Source organism: Pseudomonas sp. ES4 (genome assembly GCF_050586665.1).
GTDB classification, from domain to species: domain Bacteria; phylum Pseudomonadota; class Gammaproteobacteria; order Pseudomonadales; family Pseudomonadaceae; genus Aquipseudomonas; species Aquipseudomonas frederiksbergensis.
In genome coordinates, this window is record NZ_JBOBDO010000035.1 from 23566 (window position 1) to 44305 (window position 20740).

Sequence of the window (20740 nt, forward strand, 5' to 3'; positions counted from 1 at the left end):
AACAATCGAGCACCCTCCATGCAAGACCTCAATGATCTGTACTACTTCGCCAAGGTGGTTGAAGCCGGAGGTTTCGCCGCGGCCGGGCGTTTGCTCGGCATTCCCAAGTCGCGATTGTCGCGGCGCATCGCCGAGCTGGAAGAGCGCCTCGGCGCGCGCCTGCTGCAACGCACCACCCGACAACTGAAGCTGACCGCCGTCGGTGAACGTTACTTGCGGCACTGTCAGGCAATGCTGCTGGAAGCCGAAATGGCCGACGAAGCCGTGGCCAGTATGTCCAGCGAACCTCGCGGGCGGTTGCGGGTGTCCTGCCCCGTCGGGTTGGCCCACGAAATTCTGCCGACAGTGATCAGCAATTTCCTTGAGAAGTATCCTCAGGTTCAGCTTGAAGTCATGTTGCTCAACCGCCGCGTCGACCTGGTGACCGAGGGCGTCGATGTGGCATTGCGGGTGCGTGATTTGGGCGATGAGGATCCGCTGTTGGTCACCCGACGTTTGCGCCAGGCGCAGATGGCGATGGTTGCCAGCCCCGGCTTTTTGCAAGGACGTAAAATCAATCACCCCGAAGACTTGAGAAAGCTGCCCGTACTCGGCGCCCTGGAAGCCGATCGCCTGGTGCATATCCGCCTGCTCGACCAACAGGGCAAAAGCTGCGACCTCACCCTCGAAGCGCGATTGGGCATCGATGACTTTATCGTGCGCAAGGCCTGCACCCTCGCCGGCCAGGGCTTTACCATGCTGCCGATGATGTATTGCGAGCAGGAACTGCAAGACGGCTCGCTGGTACAGTTGCTGCCCGACTGGTCGTTGCCTGGCGGCTGGCTGCAAGCGGTCTACCCTCATCGGCGCGGAGTGATGCCGGCCGTACGCGCCTGGCTCGACCATTTGATCGAATCATTCAATGCCTGCGGGGACCGACTGATATGAAAGCTGGACGTATGAGCGAAGAAGATGTCGCGCAATTCTGTCTCGCGCTGCCGGGTGCGCGGGAAGACTACAAGTGGGGTGGCGTAAGGGTGTTTTCGATTGCCGGGAACAAGATGTTTGCCTTGCAGAATCTGCGGGGCGAATCCCTGGCCTTCAAGGTCGACAAGGACTTGTTTCTCGGTCATTGCGACCGCCCGGGAATTCGCCCGGCGCCGTATCTGGCGCGGGCTCAGTGGATCATCATGGAAACGCCCTACCCGCTGGGCCGTGAAGAGCTGCAAGGTTTGTTGCAGCGTTCCCATCAATTGGTCGTGAGCAAGTTGCCCAAGCGCACCCAGGTCGGGCTGCTGCTTTAAAACAGCGCCAGCAGATTTGCACCCAGAAACAATTGATCGATCCAGAACACCTGATGCATCAGCAGGATGATCCAGAACACCAACTGATACGAGAGCTTGCGCGTCTTGTGACGGAACAGCTGCTGCGCCAGTAAGGCGCCCGGCCAGCCTCCGGCAAACTCCACCGCATGCAACACGTTTTCCGGCGTGCGCCAATGGTCAGAGCGTGCCTTGCGCTTGTCGCTCCAGTACAGCAAGAACGCCAGCAGGCTGACGACCCCGTAAGCCACCAGGGGAATCACCGAAACCCCACGCAGCCACAACGAGATCGAGCCAAACAGCGGCAACGCGCACAGGACCGCAAACACCAACAGTTTCAGCTGGAGATTGCGAATCACTCCTGAGGGCTTGCGTCCGGGGTTGTTGCGCGTGCTGCCATCATTCATGGCTTGACCGCCGTCCAGTCGACCCAGCCGAACTGCCAGGTGGCCAGGATGACCAGGCCGAACGCGATGCGATACCAGGCGAACGCCGCATAACTGTGACTGCCGATGAACACCAGCAAGGCTCTGACGGCAATCATCGCGAAGATGAACGCCGTGACAAAACCGATCGCGAACACCGGAAAATCAGACGGAACGAACAGGTCGCGATACTTGTAGCCCGAGTAAACCGCCGCAGCGACCATGGTCGGCATCGCCAGAAAGAACGAGAACTCGGTAGCGGTCTTGCGCGACAGCCCGAACAACAAGCCACCAATGATCGTGGAGCCGGAGCGTGACGTCCCGGGAATCATCGCCAGGCACTGGGCGAAGCCGACTTTCAGGGCATCTTTCCAAGTGATGTCGTCAACAGTTTCGGCATGCACTTCATGCTGACGCTTTTCGGCCCACAACATGACGATCCCGCCCACAACCAACGCCGTCGCGACAGTGATCGGGTTGAACAGGTACTCGTGGATCAAATCGGAAAAAATCACCCCAAGTACCACGGCCGGCATGAACGCAATCAACAGGTTCGCGGTAAAGCGTCGAGCGCTCGGCTGGGTCGGCAAACCGATGACCACATCGAAGATCTTGCGGCGGAACTCCCACACCACCGCCAGAATCGCCCCCAGCTGAATGATGATGTTGAAAGCGATGGCCCGTTCGCCACCGAAATTGAGCAAGTCCGCCACGATGATTTGGTGACCGGTACTGGAAATCGGTAAAAACTCCGTCAGCCCTTCTACCACCCCAAGTATCAACGCCGAAAAGGCAGTCCAAAGATCCATCAATCCCCCAAGAAGCAATGCGCTACGGCATGCCCCATTAATATTTTTTCACAACGTTGACTGCGGTCAGCGTCGCTGCTGCGCCGCACGCATAGAATCCGGACGAAACCATAAAAATTCCGTGAAAAATCGACTTGGATTCAGGTTTTTCCGCGCGGGGCCGAAATCCTATCAGACAAGTCTGATTAACGCTGCCGCGTTGTTGGACTTGGGTCGGATATGACCGATTGGCAAAGTGTGGTTGGATGCTGGCGATCATTTTTTACAAGAAAAAGAAACCGGAGTGACAGCGTTATGAACAGCTTGCGCAGTATGTCGATCAGCCGACGCTTGTGGCTCATCTTGATCGTGGCCGTCCTGATGCTAATGACGTTGGGCGTCTTGATGCTCAAGCAGATTCACGATGACCTGTACCAGGCCAAGGCCCAGAAAACCCAGCATGTGGTGCAAACCGCCAGCGGCATTCTGACTTATTACCATGGCCTCGAAACTGCCGGCACCCTCACTCGCGATGCGGCGCAGAAGCAGGCACTGAGCGCCGTTCGCGGTCTGCGTTATGACCAGAATGACTACTTCTGGATCAATGACCTGACGCCGGTGATGATCATGCACCCGGCCAACCCGAAACTCGACGGCCAGAACCTCTCGGCGATCCGCGACCCGGACGGTTTTGCCCTGTTTAATGAAATGGTCGCCGTCGCCAAGTCCAAGGGTGCCGGTACCGTCGACTATCGCTGGCCGAAACCGGGCGCCAGCGCTCCGGTAGAAAAAACGTCCTACATCAAACTCTTCGAGCCCTGGGGTTGGATAATCGGTTCCGGCGTGTATATCGATGACATGCAGGCCGAGTTCTATGGCCAGGTCTGGAAAGCCACATTCGTGGGACTGGTGATTGCGCTGATCATGGCGCTGCTGGTCATCCTGATCGCCCGCAGCATCGTGCGTCCCTTGCAGGAAACCGTGAACGCCATGGCCAACATCGCCAGCGGCGAAAGCGACCTGACCCGCAGCCTCGACACCCATGGCCAGGATGAAGTCACGCAACTGGCACGCCACTTCAACGCCTTCACCGCCAAGCTGCGGCTGGTGATCAGAGAGCTGCAAGTGTCCGCCAGTGCCTTGGGCCAGTCTTCCAGCGAACTGGGCAACGACGCCGCCCAGGCCCAGCAACGCAGTCAACAACAATCCCAGCAAATGGAACTGGTGGCCACAGCCATTAATGAAGTGACGTATGGCGTCCACGACGTTGCGAAAAACGCCGAGCACGCCGCCAGCGAAATGCGCGATGCCGAGTCTCAGGCGCAGCAAGGCCAGGTCAACATCGATGGCAGCCTGCAACAGATCGACAAACTGTCGTCGACCATCGATCAGGCAGTGGACGTGATTCGTACCCTGGCCGCTGAAAGTACGCAGATCGGCAGCGTTCTCGAAGTGATCCGTTCCATCGCCGAGCAAACCAACCTGCTGGCCCTCAACGCAGCCATTGAAGCTGCTCGCGCCGGCGAGCAAGGTCGCGGTTTTGCGGTGGTGGCCGATGAGGTGCGACTGCTGGCCCAGCGTACCCAAAAGTCCACGGCCGAGATCCAGTCGATGATCGAACGCCTGCAAAGTCACTCCGAAGCGGCGGTCAAAGTGATCGGCGACAGCAGCCGTGCATCGCAGTTGACCATCGAGCAGGCCGGCCTGGCCGGCGCCAGCCTGAATGCCATTGCCCAGGCGCTGCGCAACCTCAACGGGTTGAACGCCTCCATCGCCAGCGCGACCTTGCAACAGGCGCATGTGGTCGAGGACATCAACCAGAACGTCACCCAGGCCGCCGGTTTGTCCCACAGCACTGCGCTGGCCGCCGAACAGTCGAGCGTGGCCAGCGTCCACCTGAAGGAATTGAGTGAGCAATTGAACGGGCTGCTCAAGCAGTTCCGGGTGTAACGACGCCGAGCCTGCGTTCGGCGGTGTAGCAACTGTCGAGCAGCGCGAGCCTGCGTTCGGCGGTGTAGCAGCTGACGAGCAGCGCGAGGCTGCGTTCGGCTGCAGAGCAGTCGTCAATCCTGCCTGCGAGTTTTTTCTGATGCACCGCGGTGTCTGATTTCACGACTGCTTCGCAGCCGAACGCAGCCTCGCGCTGCTCGTCAGCTGCTACAGAGGATGCCGGTTCTACTTGGCCACGCCTGCCGTTACAATCGCCCCCCTCTTCGACTTTCCCCAAGGAACCTCCATGTCCGGGCTTGAACTGTTTGCCGCTGCCCTCGGTGTCATTGCCGTCTGGTTAACGGTCAAACAGAACCCTTGGTGCTGGCCGATCGGTCTGGTCATGGTGCTGCTTTATAGCTGGATCTTTTTTGAGGTAAAGCTCTACTCGGACATGCTCCTGCAAGTGATCTATGCCGCATTGCAGCTCTATGGCTGGTGGCAGTGGACACATGCGGGTGGCGCGCGACATGGTCGGCAGGTCAGCCTGCTCGACGGTAAATCAGTTGCTATCAGTCTGGCCATTGGCGCGGTCGGCAGTCTGTTGCTCGGCGCTGCAATGGCGAACTGGACCGATGCTGCACAACCCTGGCTCGATGCGGCACTCACTGGCTTCAGCCTGGTGGCGCAGTTATGGATGGCGCAAAAACGCGTTCAATGCTGGCCGTTGTGGTTCACCCTGGACATAATTTTCGTCGGGCTGTTTATCTACAAAGGCCTGTACCTGACTGCCGGGCTCTACGCGCTGTTCGCCGTGATTGCCGTGCAAGGCTGGCGGGAATGGCGGGCCGATCCGGCGTTGCGCACATGAAAGTCCTGGTACTCACAGGCCCCGAGTCCAGCGGCAAGAGTTGGCTGGCAGCCGAGTTGCAACAGCATTTCGGCGGGATTCTGGTAGACGAATATGTACGCTGGTTCATCGAACAAAACCCACGAGACACCTGCCTCGCCGACATTGCGCAAATCGCTCGCGGACAGCTGAAATGGGAAGACGAGGCACGCGCTGGGCAGCCGCATTTGCTGATTCTCGACACTCACTTGTTGAGCAACATTCTCTGGAGCCAGACCTTGTTTGGCGATTGCCCGACGTGGATCGAACAAGCCTTGCTGGCACGGCACTATGACCTACATTTGCTGTTGAGTCCTGAAACCGTGGACTGGCATGACGACGGACAACGTTGCCAGCCGCAACTGGCGGAACGTCTGGCATTTTTCCAGGCCAGCCGCCAATGGCTTGACCTGCACCATCAACCTTTCCAGGTGCTGCAAGGTGACTGGCAACAACGCAAGGACGCAGCATTCGAGGCTGTGACGCACTTGCTCAACACCTGAGCGCCCCCCACCGCTCTGCCGCAAATGTCCATTACTGAAACACCCTCCCCCGAGCAAACCCGCGTACTAAAGCGGTTCAAGCATTCCCGCAAGAACATGTTAAGCCACCGATACAACCTGCCTTCTGCGCCGTTAGCGAGCAAATGCCGCCAGCCTGGACGGCATTTTCACGTAGCGATGTCTCGGCGGCGTTACAAACTTTTTTGACTCTATCAACAAATAAAGCCAACTAACTGTTTTCAAAAGAAAAACCAAAACCGGCACACCTTCTGCTCTCTCCCTCGCAACGCTGATAAGGGCCAGCGTTCCACTTACAGAAGGAATTGCCGTCGTGGGGAAATTTGATAACAGCATTTATGGCCTCCTGCTGATCGGATGCGCACTGGGCTCAAGTGTCTGCATGCCCGTACAAGCTGACAACGGCATCATTATTATCAAACGTGATGTCCAACCGCGCATGGCAACGCGTGCTCCGATAATTCCCGATCCTAGCCCCACGACCGCCAACGCCAACCCGTCCAAACAAATCATCAGTCAAACGAACGAGTTGAGCGATGGCGACTTTGCCGGTGTTGCCAGTGGTGCAGGCATCTCCCGCCTGGTCACTCAAAACACCAACAACCTGGGCGGCAATATCAGCAACCAGACCCAGCTTTCCAACCTCCCCGCCGGGCGCTCTGGAAATGCCGGAAACGGTATTGCCAACATGGTCAATTCAAGCGTCCAGCAAGGCCTGGGTGCTCTGAAAGTCATAACGGGAGACCGTTAAGATGAATCGTACGCTGCTGATTATTGCCATGTTTTGCAGTGCATCGACCTTCGCCCAATCTCCCGTCATCAATAACGCCACCATCGACGGCTCGGGCACGCAGTACCAGGGCAACCTCGCGGTCAACCAGGCTGCCGGCGATCTACAGCAACAGGCTAACGCCCGGGCCATCGCCGCTGGCCATGGAGCCAATGCGACCACGCAGATTCGCCAACGACTGCGTACGGTGGTCGACCCCAGGATCGATGCGCGATCCAGCATTCAAGGCGACTCCTTCAGCCAGGGCAACGGTGTTCTGGGCGTCAACCAGAGCGCGGGCGCCAGCAACCAGCAGGCCAATGCCCTGCGTATAAGCATCGGCACACAGCCGCAAAGCATCGACGACAGCGTCCTCAGGCAACAGAACGTGGCGCTGATCATCAACTCCGATCCAACTGACTCTGCACCAGGCTATCGCCAGGTCGCTACCAGCGATCAGGCCTTCACCGGTAGCCGTGGGGTGATCCAGTTGAATCAGAGCGCAGGGGTGGGAAACCGAACGGCCAACACCCTGAGCGTACGGGTCATGGATTGACCCAAACAGGTAGGTACAACACTTAACCTAAAATAAGTACGGAGAACCACCATGAAACCTTCGATGGCAATAAAACCTCTGGTTTTTGCAATCGCTGCGGTCTTGGCTGTTGCTGCACAAGCTGGGCAAAACGATCGGCGTGGTCACCATCACAACGGTGGCCATCACACCCCTCCTGCAAAAATGATCCCTATCAGCGCGACTGCCAATGCTAACGACAGACAAAGCAGTACCGGCAACCGCATCTGGAATGAAGGGGTAGAAAACTCAGCCGAGATGAGTAGTTCGGCCGCAGGCGCGAGCGGCAACGTCGGCGTCAACGTGGCGGCAGGTTCCGGCAACCAGCAAGACAACGCCGCCGCGATCGCTAACGCAGCCTCCGACAACGCCGCGATCGATAACAGCTTCGTGTTCGGCACTGCCAATGCCACCGCTGACGTCAGGCAAACCAGCAACCGTAACCGCGTCGACAACTTCGGCGTAACCAACTCTGCCGTGATGAGTGGATCCGCCGACGGCAGCAGCGGCAACGTGGGTGTCAACATTGCTGGCGGCGATCTGAACCAACAGAAAAACACCATGGCAATTGCCAATACCAATGCTCCACTCGGTAGCGCAAGAGCCACCGCCTCCGCCAATCAAGACGGTCCTGGCCTGATAGTGAACAACACCGCTGACCGGACCTACCGCGTGGATACCATTACGGTTACCAAAACTGCTAGTGGTAGTGCCTCTCGCGAGAAGTCCTTCGAGGCTAGCGGCAGTCAAAGCGCTTCTTCGAGCTGGGCTGCGGCCGGTTCCAAAAGCTCCGAAGCCAGCGGTTCGCTTAGCATTGATGTAAGCGGTTCATCCGCCAGCGCTGCAAGTGGTTCCAACAGCAGCGCTGCAAGCGGTTCCAACAGCAGTTCTGCGAGCGGATCCAGCAGCAGCAGTGCTAGCGGTTCCAACAGCAGCAGTGCTAGCGGTTCTTCGAGTGCATCCTTGAGCGCTTCCTTGGGCGCTACTTTGGACGCAGAGGCGGCGGCGTCCAGGTCCACTACCTACAATAATGGCTTTGGCGATCGCACCCGCAGCAGCAGTTCCGAGGCATCGCTTAGCGCATCGGTTGACGCAACACTTGATGTAGCGGTAGACAGATCGTACGACCGTTCGCGCGATTCCTCGTTCGACCGTTCACGCGACTCCTCGTACGACCATTCCCGTGACTCCTCGTACGACAAATCGCATGAATCCTCGTACGACAAATCGCGCGAATCGTCGTTCGAGAAAGCGTTCGATGCTTCGTTCGAGAAATCGACCGCGTCCTCGTACGATAAATCGGGCAGCAAGTCGTCCGAATCTGAGTACGCCAAAGCGGGAAGCTGGAGTGAAAGCAGCTCATATGATTTGAGCAACACCTACTCCTATCAAGTGCTGACTCCAACTGGCTGGGCCAACCCTGTGACCAACACTGCAACCCTGAGCGGTTCGGTGAATGGCGGCAGTGGCAACCTGGGCGTCAACGTAGCTGCCGGTGTGGGCAACCAACAAAGCAACTCGCTGGCCATTTCCAACCAGTCGTTCTGATTGCTGTCTCTGGAGGCCCCCTTACGGGGGCCTTTTTCAACACCACCAGAAGGCATCCCGCTATGCGCATTATCGCCTTGGCGTTCCTGCTTTGCGTGGCCAGTGTTATCGAGGCTGCACAACTGCCGCTTTCCGTCCTGCCGGGTGGCGGGTTGGTATATAAGCCGATCCAAAGCATTCGTGAGCGCAAGTTTTCCGACCTGGTACAGCAGAAAACCGACTTCAGTTGCGGCGCAGCGGCGCTGGCGACGATATTGCGCCAGGCCTATTGGCTGGATGTAGACGAAGAACAAATCATCGAAGGCATGCTGGCACATTCCGATCAGGATCTTGTCCGCGTCCAGGGCTTTTCAATGCTCGACATGAAGCGTTACGTGGAAAGTCTCGGCATGCGGGCCCGTGGTTACCGGGTAGCGACGGAAACGTTGAGCGAAATCAAAATTCCGGTCGTGGTACTCATGGATATCCGTGGCTACAAACATTTTGTAGTCATGCAACGGGTTCATAACGGCTGGGTATACATCGGAGATCCGGTACTCGGTCATAAACGTTACAAAGTCGAAGACTTTGTAAAAGGCTGGAACGGCATCATCTTTGCCGTCATCGGCCAGGGCTACGACAAAACCAATGCACTGCTCGACCCACCCCTGCCCCTGACCGCCAAGAACCGCATCAACACCTTCAGCCCGGTGCAAGACGCAGAGTTGATGGACTTCGGATTCATCCAAAGCGACTTCTTCTAATAACAAGGGAGCACGACGCTCCGGGAGCATTCCAATGAAGACTCCGATCTGGCTGGCCGTGGTTTGCCTGGCCGCCAGCCTGCCGACCCAGGCACAAACGCTCAAACCCATTGAACTCAACGATCACGAATTGGCATCCCTGCGCGGCCGCTATGTCATGCCGGGACGGATCATCAGTTTCGGCATCGTCATGACCAGTACTTGGCAAAATGCCAACGGTGAAGTGATCGGGGCAACGTCCTCGATGCAAATCCAACAATCGACCATCAAGCCACAATTCTATGTGTCGATAATCAATGAAAAAGGTTATGGCTCAGCGAGCTCGCAAGGCACCGGCACCGTGACCGGCGGCGGCGGCCTCAATACCACCGAAGGCGTCACTCAAGTCGTACGTGCTGCCGGCGACCACAACACTGCCTACAACAACGTTGATATCAACGTCACAAGGTCTAATCAGGCGCCAACAACGCAACAGCAGGGTCAGGCATTAGCCGCAGGCTCGACGCTGACCGACGCCAATGGCGCGGGCTCGCTGAGCGTTTCTTCGAACGGTACGGGTATGCAACTCAACATCGTGGCCAACAACAACCAGGGCAATACCGTACAACGCCTGGGCCAGGGTGGGCTGATGCAGAACACGACTTTGCTCGGCGCTGATAACCAGGTCCGAAACATCACGTCTCTCAATGTCGTGCTGCGTGACAACATGGCGACAGCCGGCTCGCTGAACGGCAATCTGGACCAGCTCAAAGGTCTTCGCACCCAGGGATTCTGATCTACGCTCAGTCTCATCAGATGAAGTCAGAAGGGACGGCTAACCCATGCACCGATCGTTTACGTTCAGAGCTATCGTTTGTTTGAGTAGCCTGGCCCCGGCGACACTGCTATACGCAGCACCGGACCCCCAGGTCGAATTATTAAAACAAGAACTCATGGAGTTGAAACAGCGTTACGAAGCACAGCAGAACGCATTGATGGTACTGGAGCAACGCGTTCGCCAAGTCGAAGAAACACCTGCAACACCGGCTCCCAAACGCCTGACCAAATCCCCCGCCGAAACGCCAAAGGGTGGCCAGACGCTGGCCGCTGGTGCGCCGGGAACCACAGGCAGTTCATATGGCCAGTCGCTCAAGGATGATTCGGAGCCTGCGCAAAGCGTTTCCAACCTGTACGACGAAGCCAGCGGCTTCTTCGGTGGCGGCAAGTTCAGCTTCGAAACCGGCCTGACCTACACGCATTACGATACCCGCGCATTGGTACTTAACGGCTTTCTGGCCCTGGACTCGATTTTCCTCGGCAACATCAACATCGACCGTATCAAGGCAGATAACTGGACCCTGGACCTGACCGCCCGCTACAACACCGGACAACGCTGGCAGTTCGACATTAACGTCCCCGTGGTTTATCGCGAATCAACGTATTCCTCTGGTGGCGCCGGCGGCGCAGGCCCGGTGACGACGGACGCCACCGTTACCCGCGATCCGACCATCGGCGACGTGAACGTTGGCGTTGCCTACAAGTTTCTGGATGAGTCGGCCAACCTGCCCGATGCGGTCGTTACACTGCGCGTCAAAGCACCAACCGGTGATGACCCTTACGGCATCAAGCTGGTTAATGACCCGGGCAACGATAACCTTTCGGTTCCCGAGGACTTGCCTACCGGTAACGGTGTCTGGTCGATCACCCCGGGTATCTCGCTGGTCAAGACCTTCGACCCGGCCGTGCTGTTTGGCAGCCTGGCCTACACCTACAACATTGAAGACTCTTTCAGCGACATCAGCCCTCAGGTCAACGCCAAGGTGCCCGGTGACGTGAAACTGGGCAATTCCTGGCAGGTCGGCGCCGGCATCGCTTTCGCCTTGAACGAGAAGATGAGCATGTCGTTCTCGTTCACCGACCAGTTCGCCCGCAAGAGCAAGATCAAGCCGGACGGTGGCGATTGGCAATCGATTACCAACAGTGATTACAACTCGGCCAACTTCAACATCGGCATGACGTTGGCAGCAACCGATAACCTCACGATTGTTCCCAACCTGGCCATCGGCCTGACCGACGACTCGCCAGACTTTTCCTTCAGCCTGAAATTCCCGTATTACTTCTGATTCGGCACCCACAAAAAACCCGCTTTTTCAGCGGGTTTTTTGTTGATCCTGCAATCGCTCAACGTATCTGATGCTTGTGCAACAACCGGTAGAAGGTAGGCCTGGAGATCCCCAGCACCTTGGCGGCGATGCTCAGATTATCGCTGTGGCGGTTAAGCACATCGCACAGGGCCTGGCGCTCTGCCCGGTGCTTGTAATTTTCCAGCGTGCCCATCGGCGCGGCAATGACATGCTGGCTGATCAGGCCCAGGTCTCGCGCTTCGATCTGCCGGCCTTCGGCCAGTACCAACCCGCGACGTACCCGGTTGGCCAGCTCGCGCACATTGCCCGGCCAGTCATGCTTGCCCATGGCAATCAACGCGTCTTCACTGAAGCTGCGCGGACGGCGGCCGGTTTCATGGCTGTAGAAATGGGAAAAGTGGTTGGCCAGCATCGACAGATCGCCATTGCGCTCACGCAAGGGCGCGGTCGCGACCTGCAACACGTTGAGGCGGTAATACAGATCTTCGCGAAAGAGCTTCTTCTCGATCGCAGCCTCAAGATCGACATGGGTCGCGGCCAACACCCGTACATCCACGGGAATCGGCTGACTGCCGCCTACCCGCTCGATGTGCTTTTCCTGGAGGAAACGCAACAGGTTCGCCTGCAGTTCCAGGGGCAGATCACCGATTTCGTCGAGAAACAGCGTGCCGCCGTTAGCCGCTTCGATCCGCCCGATCTTGCGTTGATGGGCGCCCGTAAAGGCCCCCTTCTCATGGCCAAACAGTTCGGACTGGATCAAGTGTTCGGGAATTGCGCCGCAATTGATCGCGACAAAGGGTTTGCTGTGACGTTGGGATTGTCGATGGAGCGTGCGTGCGACCAGTTCTTTACCGGTACCGCTTTCACCTCGGATCAATACCGGAGACTCGGTGGGCGCCAGCTTGCTCAGCAACTTGCGCAGTTCGCGAATGGGTTTGCTGTCGCCAAGCAGTTCGTGTTCAGGCGAATCAATGTGAACCGTGCCTTGCCCACGCAGGCGTGCCATCCCGAATGCCCGGCCCAGCGTCACCTGAACCCGGGATACATCGAATGGCAAGGTATGGAAATCGAAGAACCATTCGCAGACAAAGTCTCCGACATTCTGCAAGCGCAGGACTTCCTGGTTGAGGACGGCGATCCATTCGGTACCGCTACGGCTGATCAGCTCTTTGACGGCTTCCGGGTGTTCGAGGTGAAAAGGTTGCAAACGCAACAGGCCGACATCACAGGTTTTATCGGCAACATTTTCCAGGGTACAGCTGTCAACATCCCAACCCACAGAGCGCAAACCCGGCAGCAGACGATAACAATCGTCGCAAGGGTCCACTACTAACAGACGTCGTAAGGCAGGCACTTCGATCATGACTGTTCCTTGGCGCCAAATTTATGAAATATTATTAAAAACAGTCGTTTGGCGGATCTGGCTGTAACGTTAGCAATAATTTGACGTGACCTTGTATCGTTTGACTATAGAGCGGTTGCGTTATTAGTTATAAGAAGCGACTTGGTTAGTTACCTAACGAGTCATTCCTTTCATTCAGCTTTCAACGCCTGTCCAAATCTTGAACCCATCAAAGAAAGTTGATATTTCTTTTAATTGTATGTGACCCGCCCCCCGGTTGCGGGCATCAGTACAAGTAACCAGCCGAACGGTAAGCCCAACCGACGGCACATCACTTGATTGGGCATACAGAGAGAAAACCCCATGAACGCCCCGCTCCGCATCAACGAAGCTCTTTTGATTGCCGACCGCGCATTCCAACCGTTCCAGTGCGTGGCCTGGGCCCCACAAGATGGTAATGGCGAACTCTGCCTGACCGTTATCGACCGCACCAATACCCGCAGCATCGGCCGCAAGCAGATCCCAAGCAGCGCCTATACCGATCCTGCGCAACTTGAATGCCTGCTTGAAGCGGCACGTGCGGAATTGAGCGAGGAGGGTTACAAACTCCAATCGTGGTCAATGCCACACTAAGCGTTTTTGCGGGTTACCAAAGGGTAGCCCGCGCCCTCCCCCGATTACTTTTCGAAACCGCACACGCCTAACTACTTGGCAGGCTTCTCAGTGGGTCGAAAAGACACTGTTCTGGCACACAGCGACCCTCCGCCTGTTAGTTATGACAGTTGTGCATTCAGCCGTTCAGGGATTGAATGTTTCCTTATACAGTCGCCACCCAAACTCCCGGTTCAGGACGACTCGCAAGGAGCTGCGTGCATGTCAATCCAGACCGCGTTTGCATTACCGGCAACCCTGAGTGACGCCGGCAAACTTGATACAGCCTTCGCCTCGTCCGGCAAAACCCAAGTGTATTTCGCTGGCAGCCTTTCAAGCATGGCCAACGGAGTTGCGATTGATTCAAGCGGCAGATTGTTAGTCGCAGCGAAGGTCGGAACGCCAGGCGGCAGCCGCTTCGGCCTGGCTCGCTTACTCGAGGACGGCTCGGCGGATCTGGCGTTCGGCAACCAAGGCAGCGTCATCGGGCAATTTCAACACGGCTTTGAAGCCATGGCCGGCAAAGTCCAGGTACTGGCCGATGGGCACATACTGGTAGCCGGCCTGCATTACGAAAATGCTCACCGGACAGTGCCCGCCCTCGCCCTGTTTGATCAGCATGGGCGGCCGGCACAATGTTTTGGCGACAATGGCCGCTGCGTCGTGCGTCTGCCGGGCGATCTTTCCCAAGGCGTGCGTGACACCTGGCTACCCCCCGGCGTACCGGGCGCAGAAGCCTGTGATGTCTGCGTGCAGGAGGATGGTCGGATCCTGCTACTGGCCAATCATCACTTCGAACTGTCCGATCATGTCGGCATGCTGATACGGCTCAACACCGACGGCTCGCTGGACAACACCTTCAACGGTCGTGGCTTCGTGATTGCCAGGCACTTGTTGATGAACACCTGGCTCAGCAGCCTGATAGTGCAACGAGACGGCCGGATCCTGGTGGGCGGCTCGATCAACTTTCCTGAAGAAGGTCTGTTGGCCCGCTATCACATCGACGGCAGGCTCGACGATTGTTTCGCCGTGGATGGTTTCATGACCTTCAAGGCACGTGGCTATAGCGCTCAGGTCAGCCAGATCGTCCAACACGAAAACGGTGATGTGCAGTGCTTTGGCAGCAGCCGCGACCCGATGCACTGCCTGGCACTGAAAATACACAGCAACGGGCGCCCGGACATTCATTGCAATGGAGGCCAGGCCCAATTGCTGGAAATCGGCCACAGTGGCTGCCAGTGGACCGACGCAACGGCACTGCCGGACGGCAGCGTGGTGACGGTCGGAGCCACGATCGGCGGCGTCGAGGCGGATTTCATTCTGGCGCGACATCTACCCGACGGGCATCTCGATCGCAGCTTCGGCAATGGCACCGGTTGGGTTCGCACCCGCCTTGGCCGCAGCCTGGATACCGCGACTTCAGTGGTCATGCAGGCCGATGGAAACATTGTCGTAGGCGGTTATTCACTCGATGGCAATTATCGGGCGGTTGTCGCGCGCTATCTGGGATAGGCCCGCACAATATTCTTGCACTTGATCTTCCCTTGCTCTTACGGCAAGTTGCGCGCTTCTTAATACAAGGAGTAGCCGATGCCCGGTTCAATGGCTCAGGCGTTCGCGCACAATTTTCTCGGGCATTCACCCCGTTGGTACAAGGCAAGCATTGTCGGCTTCCTGATTCTCAACGCATTGGTGTTTTGGACCGTCAGCCCGGTAGTGGCCGGTTGGCTGCTGGTGCTGGAGTTCATCTTTACCCTGGCGATGGCGCTCAAGTGTTATCCGTTAATGCCCGGCGGCCTGCTGGTGATCGAAGCACTGCTGCTGAAGATGACCACGCCCCAGGCACTCTACGACGAGCTGGTGCACAACTTCCCGGTGATCCTGCTGCTGATGTTCATGGTGGCCGGCATCTACTTCATGAAAGACCTGCTGCTGTTTCTGTTCTCACGGCTGCTGCTCGGGGTTCGCTCCAAGGCGCTGCTGGCATTGATGTTCTGCTTCCTCTCGGCGTTCCTGTCGGCGTTTCTTGACGCCTTGACCGTGACCGCCGTGATCATCAGTGCAGCCGTCGGGTTTTACTCGGTGTATCACCGCGTCGCCTCAGGCAACGATCCGCGTCAGGACAGTGAGTTTGGCGATGACCAGCACCTGCCCACCCTCCATCACGCCGACCTCGAACAATTCCGCGCCTTTCTGCGCAGCCTGCTGATGCATGGAGCCGTGGGTACCGCACTGGGCGGTGTTTGCACATTGGTAGGTGAGCCGCAGAACCTGCTGATCGGCCACGAGATGGGCTGGCACTTTTCTGAGTTCTTTCTGAAAGTCGCCCCGGTTTCATTGCCGGTCCTGGTGGCGGGCCTGGTGACCTGCGTCCTGCTGGAGAAACTTCGCTGGTTCGGTTACGGCACGCTGTTGCCGGACAACGTGCGCGCGATTCTGGCCAACTACGCGGCAGAAGACGATGCCGAACGCACCTCGCGCCAACGTGCAGCGCTCATCGTGCAGGGATTGGCAGCGCTGATTCTGATTGTCGGGCTGGCGCTCCACATTGCCGAGGTCGGCCTGATCGGCTTGATGGTGATTGTGCTGATCACCGCATTCACTGGCATCACCGACGAGCACCGAATCGGCAACGCGTTCAAGGACGCCATGCCGTTTACAGCGCTGTTGGTGGTGTTTTTCGCGGTGGTGGCGGTGATTCACGATCAGCAGCTGTTCACCCCGTTGATCCATTGGGTGCTGGCGCTGCCAGCGGATCAACAACCGGGCATGCTGTTTATCGCCAACGGCTTGCTGTCGGCCATCAGCGATAACGTGTTCGTCGCGACCATTTACATCACCGAAGTCAAACAGGCCTTCATCTCCGGCCACATGAGCCGAGAGCATTTCGAGACGCTGGCGATTGCGATCAACACCGGCACCAACCTGCCGAGCGTGGCGACACCCAATGGTCAGGCTGCGTTTTTGTTCTTGCTGACTTCAGCGATCGCACCGCTGATTCGCCTGTCGTACGGGCGGATGGTGTGGATGGCGTTGCCGTACACCGTGGTGATGGGTGTTCTTGGCTGGTATGCCGTGAGTTATTGGTTGTAACACCGACCAAAAAATATGGGAGCGGGCTTATGTGGCGAGGGGGCTTGCCCCCGTTGGACTGCGCAGCAGTCCCATTTTTTGGGGCCGCTCCGCGACCCAACGGGGCAAGCCCCCTCGCCACACAAGCCCGCTCCCACAGGTTTTTTGCATGAGTTATCGAGGGAGGATGTAGCGCTCGATTGCCTGGGCCGCACCCTCTTCGGTATTGGCGCCCGTCACCACGTCCGCCTGGCGCTTCACCGCCTCTTCCGACTGCCCCATGGCGATCGACAAGCCTGCGCGGTGAAACATCGCCGGGTCATTGCCGCCATCGCCCAGCGCCGCGGTCTGCTCCAGCGGTACACCGAGAAATTCAGCCAGTGTCACCAGCGCTGCACCCTTGTTGGCTTGCATGGCGGTCACGTCCAGATAAATCGGCTGTGAACGGGAAACCTGTGCCTGGCCTTCCACTTTGGGCAGCAGCAGCGCTTCCAGTTCAATCAACAACTGCGTGTTGTTGCTGGTGGCGACGATCTTGTCGATACGTTCCAGGTACGGTTCAAAACTCTCGACCACCACTGGCGGATAACCCAGGCCGTGCTGTTCACGAGGCACCATTGGGCCGTTCGGATCTTTGAGCAACCAGTCGCCACCACTGAACACCCAGATTTCGATGTCCGGCCGGTCGGCAAACAGCGCTAATGCCGTCAGCGCAACCGTCGCCGGCAAGAAATGTGCGACCAGCAAACTGCCGTCCGGATTAACGATGGTGCCGCCATTGAAGGCTGCCGTTGGCAAGTCGACGCCCAGGGCTTCGATCTGCTGCAACATGGCTTTGGGTGGGCGGCCGGTGGCGAGGCTGAACAACACGCCCGCCTCGCGCAATGAACGGACGGCTTCAATCGTGCGTTGGCTGAGGCTGTGATCGGGCAGCAACAAGGTGCCGTCCATGTCACTGAGCAGAAAACGAATGGGTTGCGCTGTATCACTCATCCGAGGCCGTGCCAGACGCGACCATCGCGAGTCAGCAGATCTTCTGCAGCCTGCGGGCCGTCTTCGCCAGCGGCATAGCTCTGCACGCTCGCGTCCTGCTGCCAGGCGTCGAGGAACGGCTGCACGGCGCGCCAGCCATTCTCGATGTTGTCGGCGCGCTGGAACAGCGTCTGATCGCCAGTCAGGCAATCGTAGATCAGGGTTTCATAGCCGGTGGACGGCTGCATTTCAAAGAAATCCTTGTAGGCAAAGCCCAGTTCGATATTGGCCATTTTCAAGGCTGGGCCAGGCCGCTTGGCCAGCAGATCGAACCACATGCCTTCGTTGGGTTGAATCTGGATTCGCAGATAGGTCGGTTGCAGTTCATCGACCTCGGTATCGCGAAACTGCGCATACGGCGCCGGTTTGAAGCAGATGACAATCTCGGTGTCACGCACGCTCATGCGCTTGCCGGTGCGCAGATAAAACGGCACGCCGACCCAGCGCCAGTTGTCGATCATGACTTTCAGCGCGACATAGGTTTCGGTATTGCTGTCGGGCGCCACGTTGTTTTCCTGGCGATACCCCGGCAACGGCTTGCCGTCGATTTCGCCGGGCGTGTATTGGCCGCGTACCGAATTGGCCAGCGCTTCCTCGACCGACCAAGGACGAATCGCACCGACCACCTTGGCCTTCTCGCCGCGTACTGCGTCGGCGCCAAAGGCAGCCGGCGGCTCCATCGCGACCATCGCCAGCAATTGGAACAGGTGATTGGGCACCATGTCCCGCAAGGCGCCGGTGTGCTCATAAAAACTGCCACGGGTTTCCACGCCGACGGTTTCGGCGGCGGTGATTTGTACGTGGTCGATGTAGTGGTTGTTCCAGAACGCTTCGAACAGACTGTTGGAAAACCGGCTGATCAGAATGTTCTGCACGGTTTCCTTGCCAAGATAGTGATCGATCCGGTAGATCTGGTTTTCCGTCATTACCTTGAGCAAACAAGCGTTCAAGGCTTCCGCCGTTGGCAGATCGGAACCGAAGGGTTTTTCGATCACGACCCGTCTGAACGCTTCCGGCGACTCTTGCAGCAAGCCGGAGGCGCCGAGACGACGCACCACCTCACTGAAGAAACGTGGCGCAGTGGCCAGGTAGAAGACGGCATTGCCGGTGCCGCTGTCGGCGATTTTCGCCGCCAGGGCTTGATAGGTGCTGTCGTCCAGGAAGTCGCCCTGGACGTAGCTGATGCCTTTGGCCAACTTGGCCCACAAGGCCGGGTCAAGGGCATGCTCGCCCTTGCCGACCTTGGCAGCCACTTCGGCCCGAATGAAGTCTTCGAGTTTTTTCGCAAAGGCTTCATCGGTGATGGCGTTGTGGTCGACGCCGATGATCCGCAGTCCATCCCCAAGCAGACCGTCACGACTCAGGTTGTACAGCGCCGGCATCAGCAGACGCTTGACCAGGTCACCGTGGGCACCGAACAGAAACAGCGTGGTCGGTGGTGCGACTTCTGCCTTGGATTTATTGCGGATCAAGCGGGTCATTTTTTCGAAGTCTCCACGTGGCCACCGAAGCCGAAACGTTGGGCCGAGAGAATTTTGTCGCCAAAGGTGCCTTGCCCGCGCGACCGATAGCGGGAGAACAGCGAGTTCGACAGCACCGGTACGGGCACCGATTGCTCCATGGCGGCTTCGATGGTCCAGCGACCTTCACCGCTGTCAGCTACCGAGCCTGAGTACCCGTCGAGTTTCGGGTCGCTGGCCAGCGCGTCGGCGGTCAGGTCGAGCAACCAGGACGACACAACGCTGCCACGACGCCAGACTTCGGCGATGTCGCCTACGTTCAGGTCGAAACGCTGGTCTTCCGGCAGGTTGGTGCTGGCTTTGGTCTTGAGGATGTCGAAGCCTTCGGCGAAGGCCTGCATCATTCCGTATTCGATGCCGTTGTGGATCATTTTCACGAAATGGCCAGATCCGGCCGGGCCTGCGTGGATGTAACCGCGCTCGGCACGGTCGTCTTCGGACTTGCGGTCCTTGGTCCGAGGGATGTCACCCAGGCCCGGTGCAAGGCTGTCGAACAGCGGATCAAGGCGCTTAACCACCTCGGCTTCGCCACCGATCATCATGCAGTAACCACGCTCAAGGCCCCAGACGCCGCCGGAGGTGCCGACGTCGACGTAGTGCAGGCCTTTCTGCGAGAGGGTTTTCGCCCGGCGGATGTCGTCCTTATAGAAGGTGTTGCCGCCGTCGATGATGGTATCGCCAGCTTCGAGCAGGGTGCTCAGGGTGTCGATGGTGTCTTCGGTCGGTGCGCCGGCCGGCAGCATCACCCACACCGCACGTGGCTTGGCCAGGCCAGCGACCAACGCTGGCAGGTCGATGACGCCAGCGGCGCCTTCTGCGGCCAGGGTGTCGACAAAGGCGGTATTGCGGTCGTAAACAACGGTGGTATGCCCGTTGAGCATCAGGCGCCGCGCAATATTACCGCCCATGCGGCCCAGTCCAATAATCCCGAGTTGCATGTGCTGATGCTCCTTACTACAAATAAAGTGTGTCAAAGGTTATAGCCCAACGTGACTAATGAGGGTTAGTCCAGAGCGCTGGCACATAGTTTCCGGGCATTGTGCCCGATTCAGATTGATAACGTCGGTAATCGAGCCGAAGACACAACGACCATGAAAAATAAAAAAGTTCCCTTCAAGGGCAAAAGAAATCAAAATCGGCGCCGATAGTAAATAAGCACCCGATGTCGGGGGCAGGTTTACAGTTGAGACAGCCATTTGCGAGGTGAGCAATGGGCACAGTACAAGCAGCACGGCCAGCACAAACCCTTTACGTCACGATTCGTCGCGATGAATTGCGCCAGTTGAAAGACGAGCGCGACCAATTGAAGCAGGAGCTCGCGCAATTGCGCTTGTTGACACAAAGCAATCAGGCCCAGCCTTTGCCCGTCACTCACCGTGTGCCTCACGCCTGATCCCCTCGCTTGATTCGGAAGCAGCCCATTGCTGTTTCCGACCTGCCATTCCCTCTTTGCCAAACCCGGCAACATCACGAAGTTTTCACATCCGTTTGTTGATACTCCGGCTCATTATGG

The 20740-nt window shown here is 57.9% G+C and carries 23 protein-coding genes; 15 read left to right on the forward strand and 8 right to left on the reverse strand.

From position 1 onward, the window contains the following. Positions 1 to 18: 18 nt before the first annotated feature. Together ACQ4OB_RS26015 and ACQ4OB_RS26020 are read left to right on the forward strand one after the other, a co-directional pair. Entirely contained in the window at positions 19 to 927 is a 909-nt protein-coding gene (locus ACQ4OB_RS26015; protein WP_430956721.1) for a LysR substrate-binding domain-containing protein, read from the forward strand. Continuing rightward, positions 924 to 1283 (forward strand): MmcQ/YjbR family DNA-binding protein, encoded by a 360-nt coding sequence (locus tag ACQ4OB_RS26020; RefSeq protein ID WP_076031196.1) that lies wholly within the window; start codon positions 924 to 926, stop codon positions 1281 to 1283. Before ACQ4OB_RS26015 ends, ACQ4OB_RS26020 begins: the two co-directional genes overlap by 4 nt. On the opposite strand, the gene ACQ4OB_RS26025 is transcribed toward ACQ4OB_RS26020, so the two are convergent. Then, positions 1280 to 1708, reverse strand: a complete 429-nt coding sequence (locus tag ACQ4OB_RS26025; protein WP_430956722.1) for a DUF1294 domain-containing protein — start codon at positions 1706 to 1708, stop codon at positions 1280 to 1282. The two genes, ACQ4OB_RS26020 and ACQ4OB_RS26025, sit on opposite strands and share 4 nt — an antisense overlap. Beyond that, positions 1705 to 2535 (reverse strand): undecaprenyl-diphosphate phosphatase, encoded by an 831-nt coding sequence (locus ACQ4OB_RS26030; protein ID WP_074876421.1) that lies wholly within the window; start codon positions 2533 to 2535, stop codon positions 1705 to 1707. Before ACQ4OB_RS26030 ends, ACQ4OB_RS26025 begins: the two co-directional genes overlap by 4 nt. A gap of 294 nt (positions 2536 to 2829) precedes the next feature. On the opposite strand from ACQ4OB_RS26030, the gene ACQ4OB_RS26035 reads away from it, so the two are divergent. Beyond that, positions 2830 to 4464, forward strand: coding sequence for a methyl-accepting chemotaxis protein (locus ACQ4OB_RS26035; protein ID WP_074876419.1), 1635 nt, complete (start codon positions 2830 to 2832; stop codon positions 4462 to 4464). On the opposite strand, the gene ACQ4OB_RS26040 is transcribed toward ACQ4OB_RS26035, so the two are convergent. Next, complete coding sequence (locus ACQ4OB_RS26040; protein WP_430956723.1) at positions 4445 to 4741, reverse strand: hypothetical protein; 297 nt, start codon at positions 4739 to 4741, stop codon at positions 4445 to 4447. The two genes, ACQ4OB_RS26035 and ACQ4OB_RS26040, sit on opposite strands and share 20 nt — an antisense overlap. 9 nt (positions 4742 to 4750) lie before the next feature. On the opposite strand from ACQ4OB_RS26040, the gene pnuC reads away from it, so the two are divergent. Both pnuC and ACQ4OB_RS26050 read left to right on the forward strand, forming a co-directional pair. Continuing rightward, complete coding sequence (gene pnuC / locus ACQ4OB_RS26045) at positions 4751 to 5314, forward strand: nicotinamide riboside transporter PnuC (RefSeq protein WP_430956724.1); 564 nt, start codon at positions 4751 to 4753, stop codon at positions 5312 to 5314. Continuing rightward, positions 5311 to 5835 (forward strand): AAA family ATPase, encoded by a 525-nt coding sequence (locus tag ACQ4OB_RS26050; protein ID WP_430956725.1) that lies wholly within the window; start codon positions 5311 to 5313, stop codon positions 5833 to 5835. The genes pnuC and ACQ4OB_RS26050 overlap by 4 nt, the downstream gene beginning before the upstream one ends. Before the next feature lie 132 nt (positions 5836 to 5967). Here the strand turns inward: ACQ4OB_RS26050 and ACQ4OB_RS26055 are convergent, their stop codons facing one another. After that, the gene (locus ACQ4OB_RS26055; RefSeq protein WP_146011582.1) at positions 5968 to 6189 is read right to left on the reverse strand and encodes a hypothetical protein; all 222 of its coding nucleotides are present in this window, start codon (positions 6187 to 6189) and stop codon (positions 5968 to 5970) included. On the opposite strand from ACQ4OB_RS26055, the gene ACQ4OB_RS26060 reads away from it, so the two are divergent. From ACQ4OB_RS26060 to ACQ4OB_RS26085, 6 genes are all read left to right on the forward strand, one after another. Continuing rightward, a complete protein-coding gene (locus tag ACQ4OB_RS26060) occupies positions 6167 to 6604 on the forward strand; it encodes a hypothetical protein (RefSeq protein ID WP_102614743.1) in 438 nt (145 codons plus the stop codon). The two genes, ACQ4OB_RS26055 and ACQ4OB_RS26060, sit on opposite strands and share 23 nt — an antisense overlap. Position 6605: 1 nt before the next feature. Continuing rightward, positions 6606 to 7178, forward strand: a complete 573-nt coding sequence (locus ACQ4OB_RS26065) for an adhesin (protein ID WP_074876411.1) — start codon at positions 6606 to 6608, stop codon at positions 7176 to 7178. Positions 7179 to 7229: 51 nt separating this feature from the next. After that, entirely contained in the window at positions 7230 to 8744 is a 1515-nt protein-coding gene (locus ACQ4OB_RS26070) for a heme utilization protein (protein WP_102614744.1), read from the forward strand. A gap of 62 nt (positions 8745 to 8806) precedes the next feature. After that, on the forward strand, positions 8807 to 9487 hold the full coding sequence (locus ACQ4OB_RS26075) for a C39 family peptidase (protein WP_074876407.1): 681 nt from the start codon (positions 8807 to 8809) through the stop codon (positions 9485 to 9487). A 34-nt stretch (positions 9488 to 9521) separates the two neighbouring features. Beyond that, positions 9522 to 10262 carry a hypothetical protein gene (locus ACQ4OB_RS26080; protein WP_430956727.1) on the forward strand — a complete coding sequence of 247 codons (741 nt, stop codon included), beginning with the start codon at positions 9522 to 9524 and terminating at the stop codon, positions 10260 to 10262. Between the two features lie 46 nt (positions 10263 to 10308). After that, the gene (locus ACQ4OB_RS26085; RefSeq protein ID WP_430956728.1) at positions 10309 to 11589 is read left to right on the forward strand and encodes a hypothetical protein; all 1281 of its coding nucleotides are present in this window, start codon (positions 10309 to 10311) and stop codon (positions 11587 to 11589) included. A 58-nt stretch (positions 11590 to 11647) separates the two neighbouring features. Here the strand turns inward: ACQ4OB_RS26085 and ACQ4OB_RS26090 are convergent, their stop codons facing one another. Further along, positions 11648 to 12973: a sigma-54 dependent transcriptional regulator gene (locus ACQ4OB_RS26090; protein ID WP_102614747.1), complete on the reverse strand. Its 1326-nt coding sequence runs from the start codon at positions 12971 to 12973 to the stop codon at positions 11648 to 11650. Positions 12974 to 13315: 342 nt separating this feature from the next. On the opposite strand from ACQ4OB_RS26090, the gene ACQ4OB_RS26095 reads away from it, so the two are divergent. The 3 genes from ACQ4OB_RS26095 to nhaB all read left to right on the forward strand — a co-directional run bounded on the left by ACQ4OB_RS26095 (position 13316) and on the right by nhaB (position 16696). Then, positions 13316 to 13585 (forward strand): hypothetical protein, encoded by a 270-nt coding sequence (locus tag ACQ4OB_RS26095; protein WP_074876399.1) that lies wholly within the window; start codon positions 13316 to 13318, stop codon positions 13583 to 13585. Positions 13586 to 13825: 240 nt separating this feature from the next. After that, the gene (locus tag ACQ4OB_RS26100; protein ID WP_430956729.1) at positions 13826 to 15115 is read left to right on the forward strand and encodes a hypothetical protein; all 1290 of its coding nucleotides are present in this window, start codon (positions 13826 to 13828) and stop codon (positions 15113 to 15115) included. Between the two features lie 78 nt (positions 15116 to 15193). Continuing rightward, a complete protein-coding gene (gene nhaB / locus ACQ4OB_RS26105) occupies positions 15194 to 16696 on the forward strand; it encodes a sodium/proton antiporter NhaB (protein ID WP_074876395.1) in 1503 nt (500 codons plus the stop codon). 153 nt (positions 16697 to 16849) lie between these two features. Here nhaB and ACQ4OB_RS26110 read toward each other — a convergent pair whose 3' ends face one another. From ACQ4OB_RS26110 to gnd, 3 genes are read right to left on the reverse strand one after another with little or no spacing between them, the layout of a single operon-like run. After that, positions 16850 to 17668 carry an HAD family hydrolase gene (locus tag ACQ4OB_RS26110; protein WP_102614749.1) on the reverse strand — a complete coding sequence of 273 codons (819 nt, stop codon included), beginning with the start codon at positions 17666 to 17668 and terminating at the stop codon, positions 16850 to 16852. Beyond that, positions 17665 to 19188, reverse strand: a complete 1524-nt coding sequence (gene zwf, locus ACQ4OB_RS26115; protein ID WP_430956730.1) for a glucose-6-phosphate dehydrogenase — start codon at positions 19186 to 19188, stop codon at positions 17665 to 17667. The genes ACQ4OB_RS26110 and zwf overlap by 4 nt, the downstream gene beginning before the upstream one ends. Beyond that, on the reverse strand, positions 19185 to 20165 hold the full coding sequence (gene gnd / locus ACQ4OB_RS26120; RefSeq protein ID WP_074876389.1) for a phosphogluconate dehydrogenase (NAD(+)-dependent, decarboxylating): 981 nt from the start codon (positions 20163 to 20165) through the stop codon (positions 19185 to 19187). Before gnd ends, zwf begins: the two co-directional genes overlap by 4 nt. A 272-nt stretch (positions 20166 to 20437) precedes the next feature. Between gnd and ACQ4OB_RS26125 the strand changes: the two genes are divergently transcribed. After that, the gene (locus ACQ4OB_RS26125; protein ID WP_008149922.1) at positions 20438 to 20620 is read left to right on the forward strand and encodes a DUF6026 family protein; all 183 of its coding nucleotides are present in this window, start codon (positions 20438 to 20440) and stop codon (positions 20618 to 20620) included. Positions 20621 to 20740: the final 120 nt, after the last annotated feature.

Excerpts from the sequence above, each read along its gene's own strand:
- ACQ4OB_RS26015 (WP_430956721.1), top strand. The coding sequence starts at position 19 with ATGCAAGACCTCAATGATCTGTACTACTTCGCCAAGGTGGTTGAAGCC.
- ACQ4OB_RS26020 (WP_076031196.1), top strand. The coding sequence starts at position 924 with ATGAAAGCTGGACGTATGAGCGAAGAAGATGTCGCGCAATTCTGTCTC.
- ACQ4OB_RS26025 (WP_430956722.1), bottom strand. The coding sequence starts at position 1,708 with ATGAATGATGGCAGCACGCGCAACAACCCCGGACGCAAGCCCTCAGGA.
- ACQ4OB_RS26030 (WP_074876421.1), bottom strand. The coding sequence starts at position 2,535 with ATGGATCTTTGGACTGCCTTTTCGGCGTTGATACTTGGGGTGGTAGAA.
- ACQ4OB_RS26035 (WP_074876419.1), top strand. The coding sequence starts at position 2,830 with ATGAACAGCTTGCGCAGTATGTCGATCAGCCGACGCTTGTGGCTCATC.
- pnuC (WP_430956724.1), top strand. The coding sequence starts at position 4,751 with ATGTCCGGGCTTGAACTGTTTGCCGCTGCCCTCGGTGTCATTGCCGTC.
- ACQ4OB_RS26050 (WP_430956725.1), top strand. The coding sequence starts at position 5,311 with ATGAAAGTCCTGGTACTCACAGGCCCCGAGTCCAGCGGCAAGAGTTGG.
- ACQ4OB_RS26055 (WP_146011582.1), bottom strand. The coding sequence starts at position 6,189 with ATGCTGTTATCAAATTTCCCCACGACGGCAATTCCTTCTGTAAGTGGA.
- ACQ4OB_RS26065 (WP_074876411.1), top strand. The coding sequence starts at position 6,606 with ATGAATCGTACGCTGCTGATTATTGCCATGTTTTGCAGTGCATCGACC.
- ACQ4OB_RS26070 (WP_102614744.1), top strand. The coding sequence starts at position 7,230 with ATGAAACCTTCGATGGCAATAAAACCTCTGGTTTTTGCAATCGCTGCG.
- ACQ4OB_RS26075 (WP_074876407.1), top strand. The coding sequence starts at position 8,807 with ATGCGCATTATCGCCTTGGCGTTCCTGCTTTGCGTGGCCAGTGTTATC.
- ACQ4OB_RS26080 (WP_430956727.1), top strand. The coding sequence starts at position 9,522 with ATGAAGACTCCGATCTGGCTGGCCGTGGTTTGCCTGGCCGCCAGCCTG.
- ACQ4OB_RS26085 (WP_430956728.1), top strand. The coding sequence starts at position 10,309 with ATGCACCGATCGTTTACGTTCAGAGCTATCGTTTGTTTGAGTAGCCTG.
- ACQ4OB_RS26090 (WP_102614747.1), bottom strand. The coding sequence starts at position 12,973 with ATGATCGAAGTGCCTGCCTTACGACGTCTGTTAGTAGTGGACCCTTGC.
- ACQ4OB_RS26095 (WP_074876399.1), top strand. The coding sequence starts at position 13,316 with ATGAACGCCCCGCTCCGCATCAACGAAGCTCTTTTGATTGCCGACCGC.
- ACQ4OB_RS26100 (WP_430956729.1), top strand. The coding sequence starts at position 13,826 with ATGTCAATCCAGACCGCGTTTGCATTACCGGCAACCCTGAGTGACGCC.
- nhaB (WP_074876395.1), top strand. The coding sequence starts at position 15,194 with ATGCCCGGTTCAATGGCTCAGGCGTTCGCGCACAATTTTCTCGGGCAT.
- ACQ4OB_RS26110 (WP_102614749.1), bottom strand. The coding sequence starts at position 17,668 with ATGAGTGATACAGCGCAACCCATTCGTTTTCTGCTCAGTGACATGGAC.
- zwf (WP_430956730.1), bottom strand. The coding sequence starts at position 19,188 with ATGACCCGCTTGATCCGCAATAAATCCAAGGCAGAAGTCGCACCACCG.
- gnd (WP_074876389.1), bottom strand. The coding sequence starts at position 20,165 with ATGCAACTCGGGATTATTGGACTGGGCCGCATGGGCGGTAATATTGCG.
- ACQ4OB_RS26125 (WP_008149922.1), top strand. The coding sequence starts at position 20,438 with ATGGGCACAGTACAAGCAGCACGGCCAGCACAAACCCTTTACGTCACG.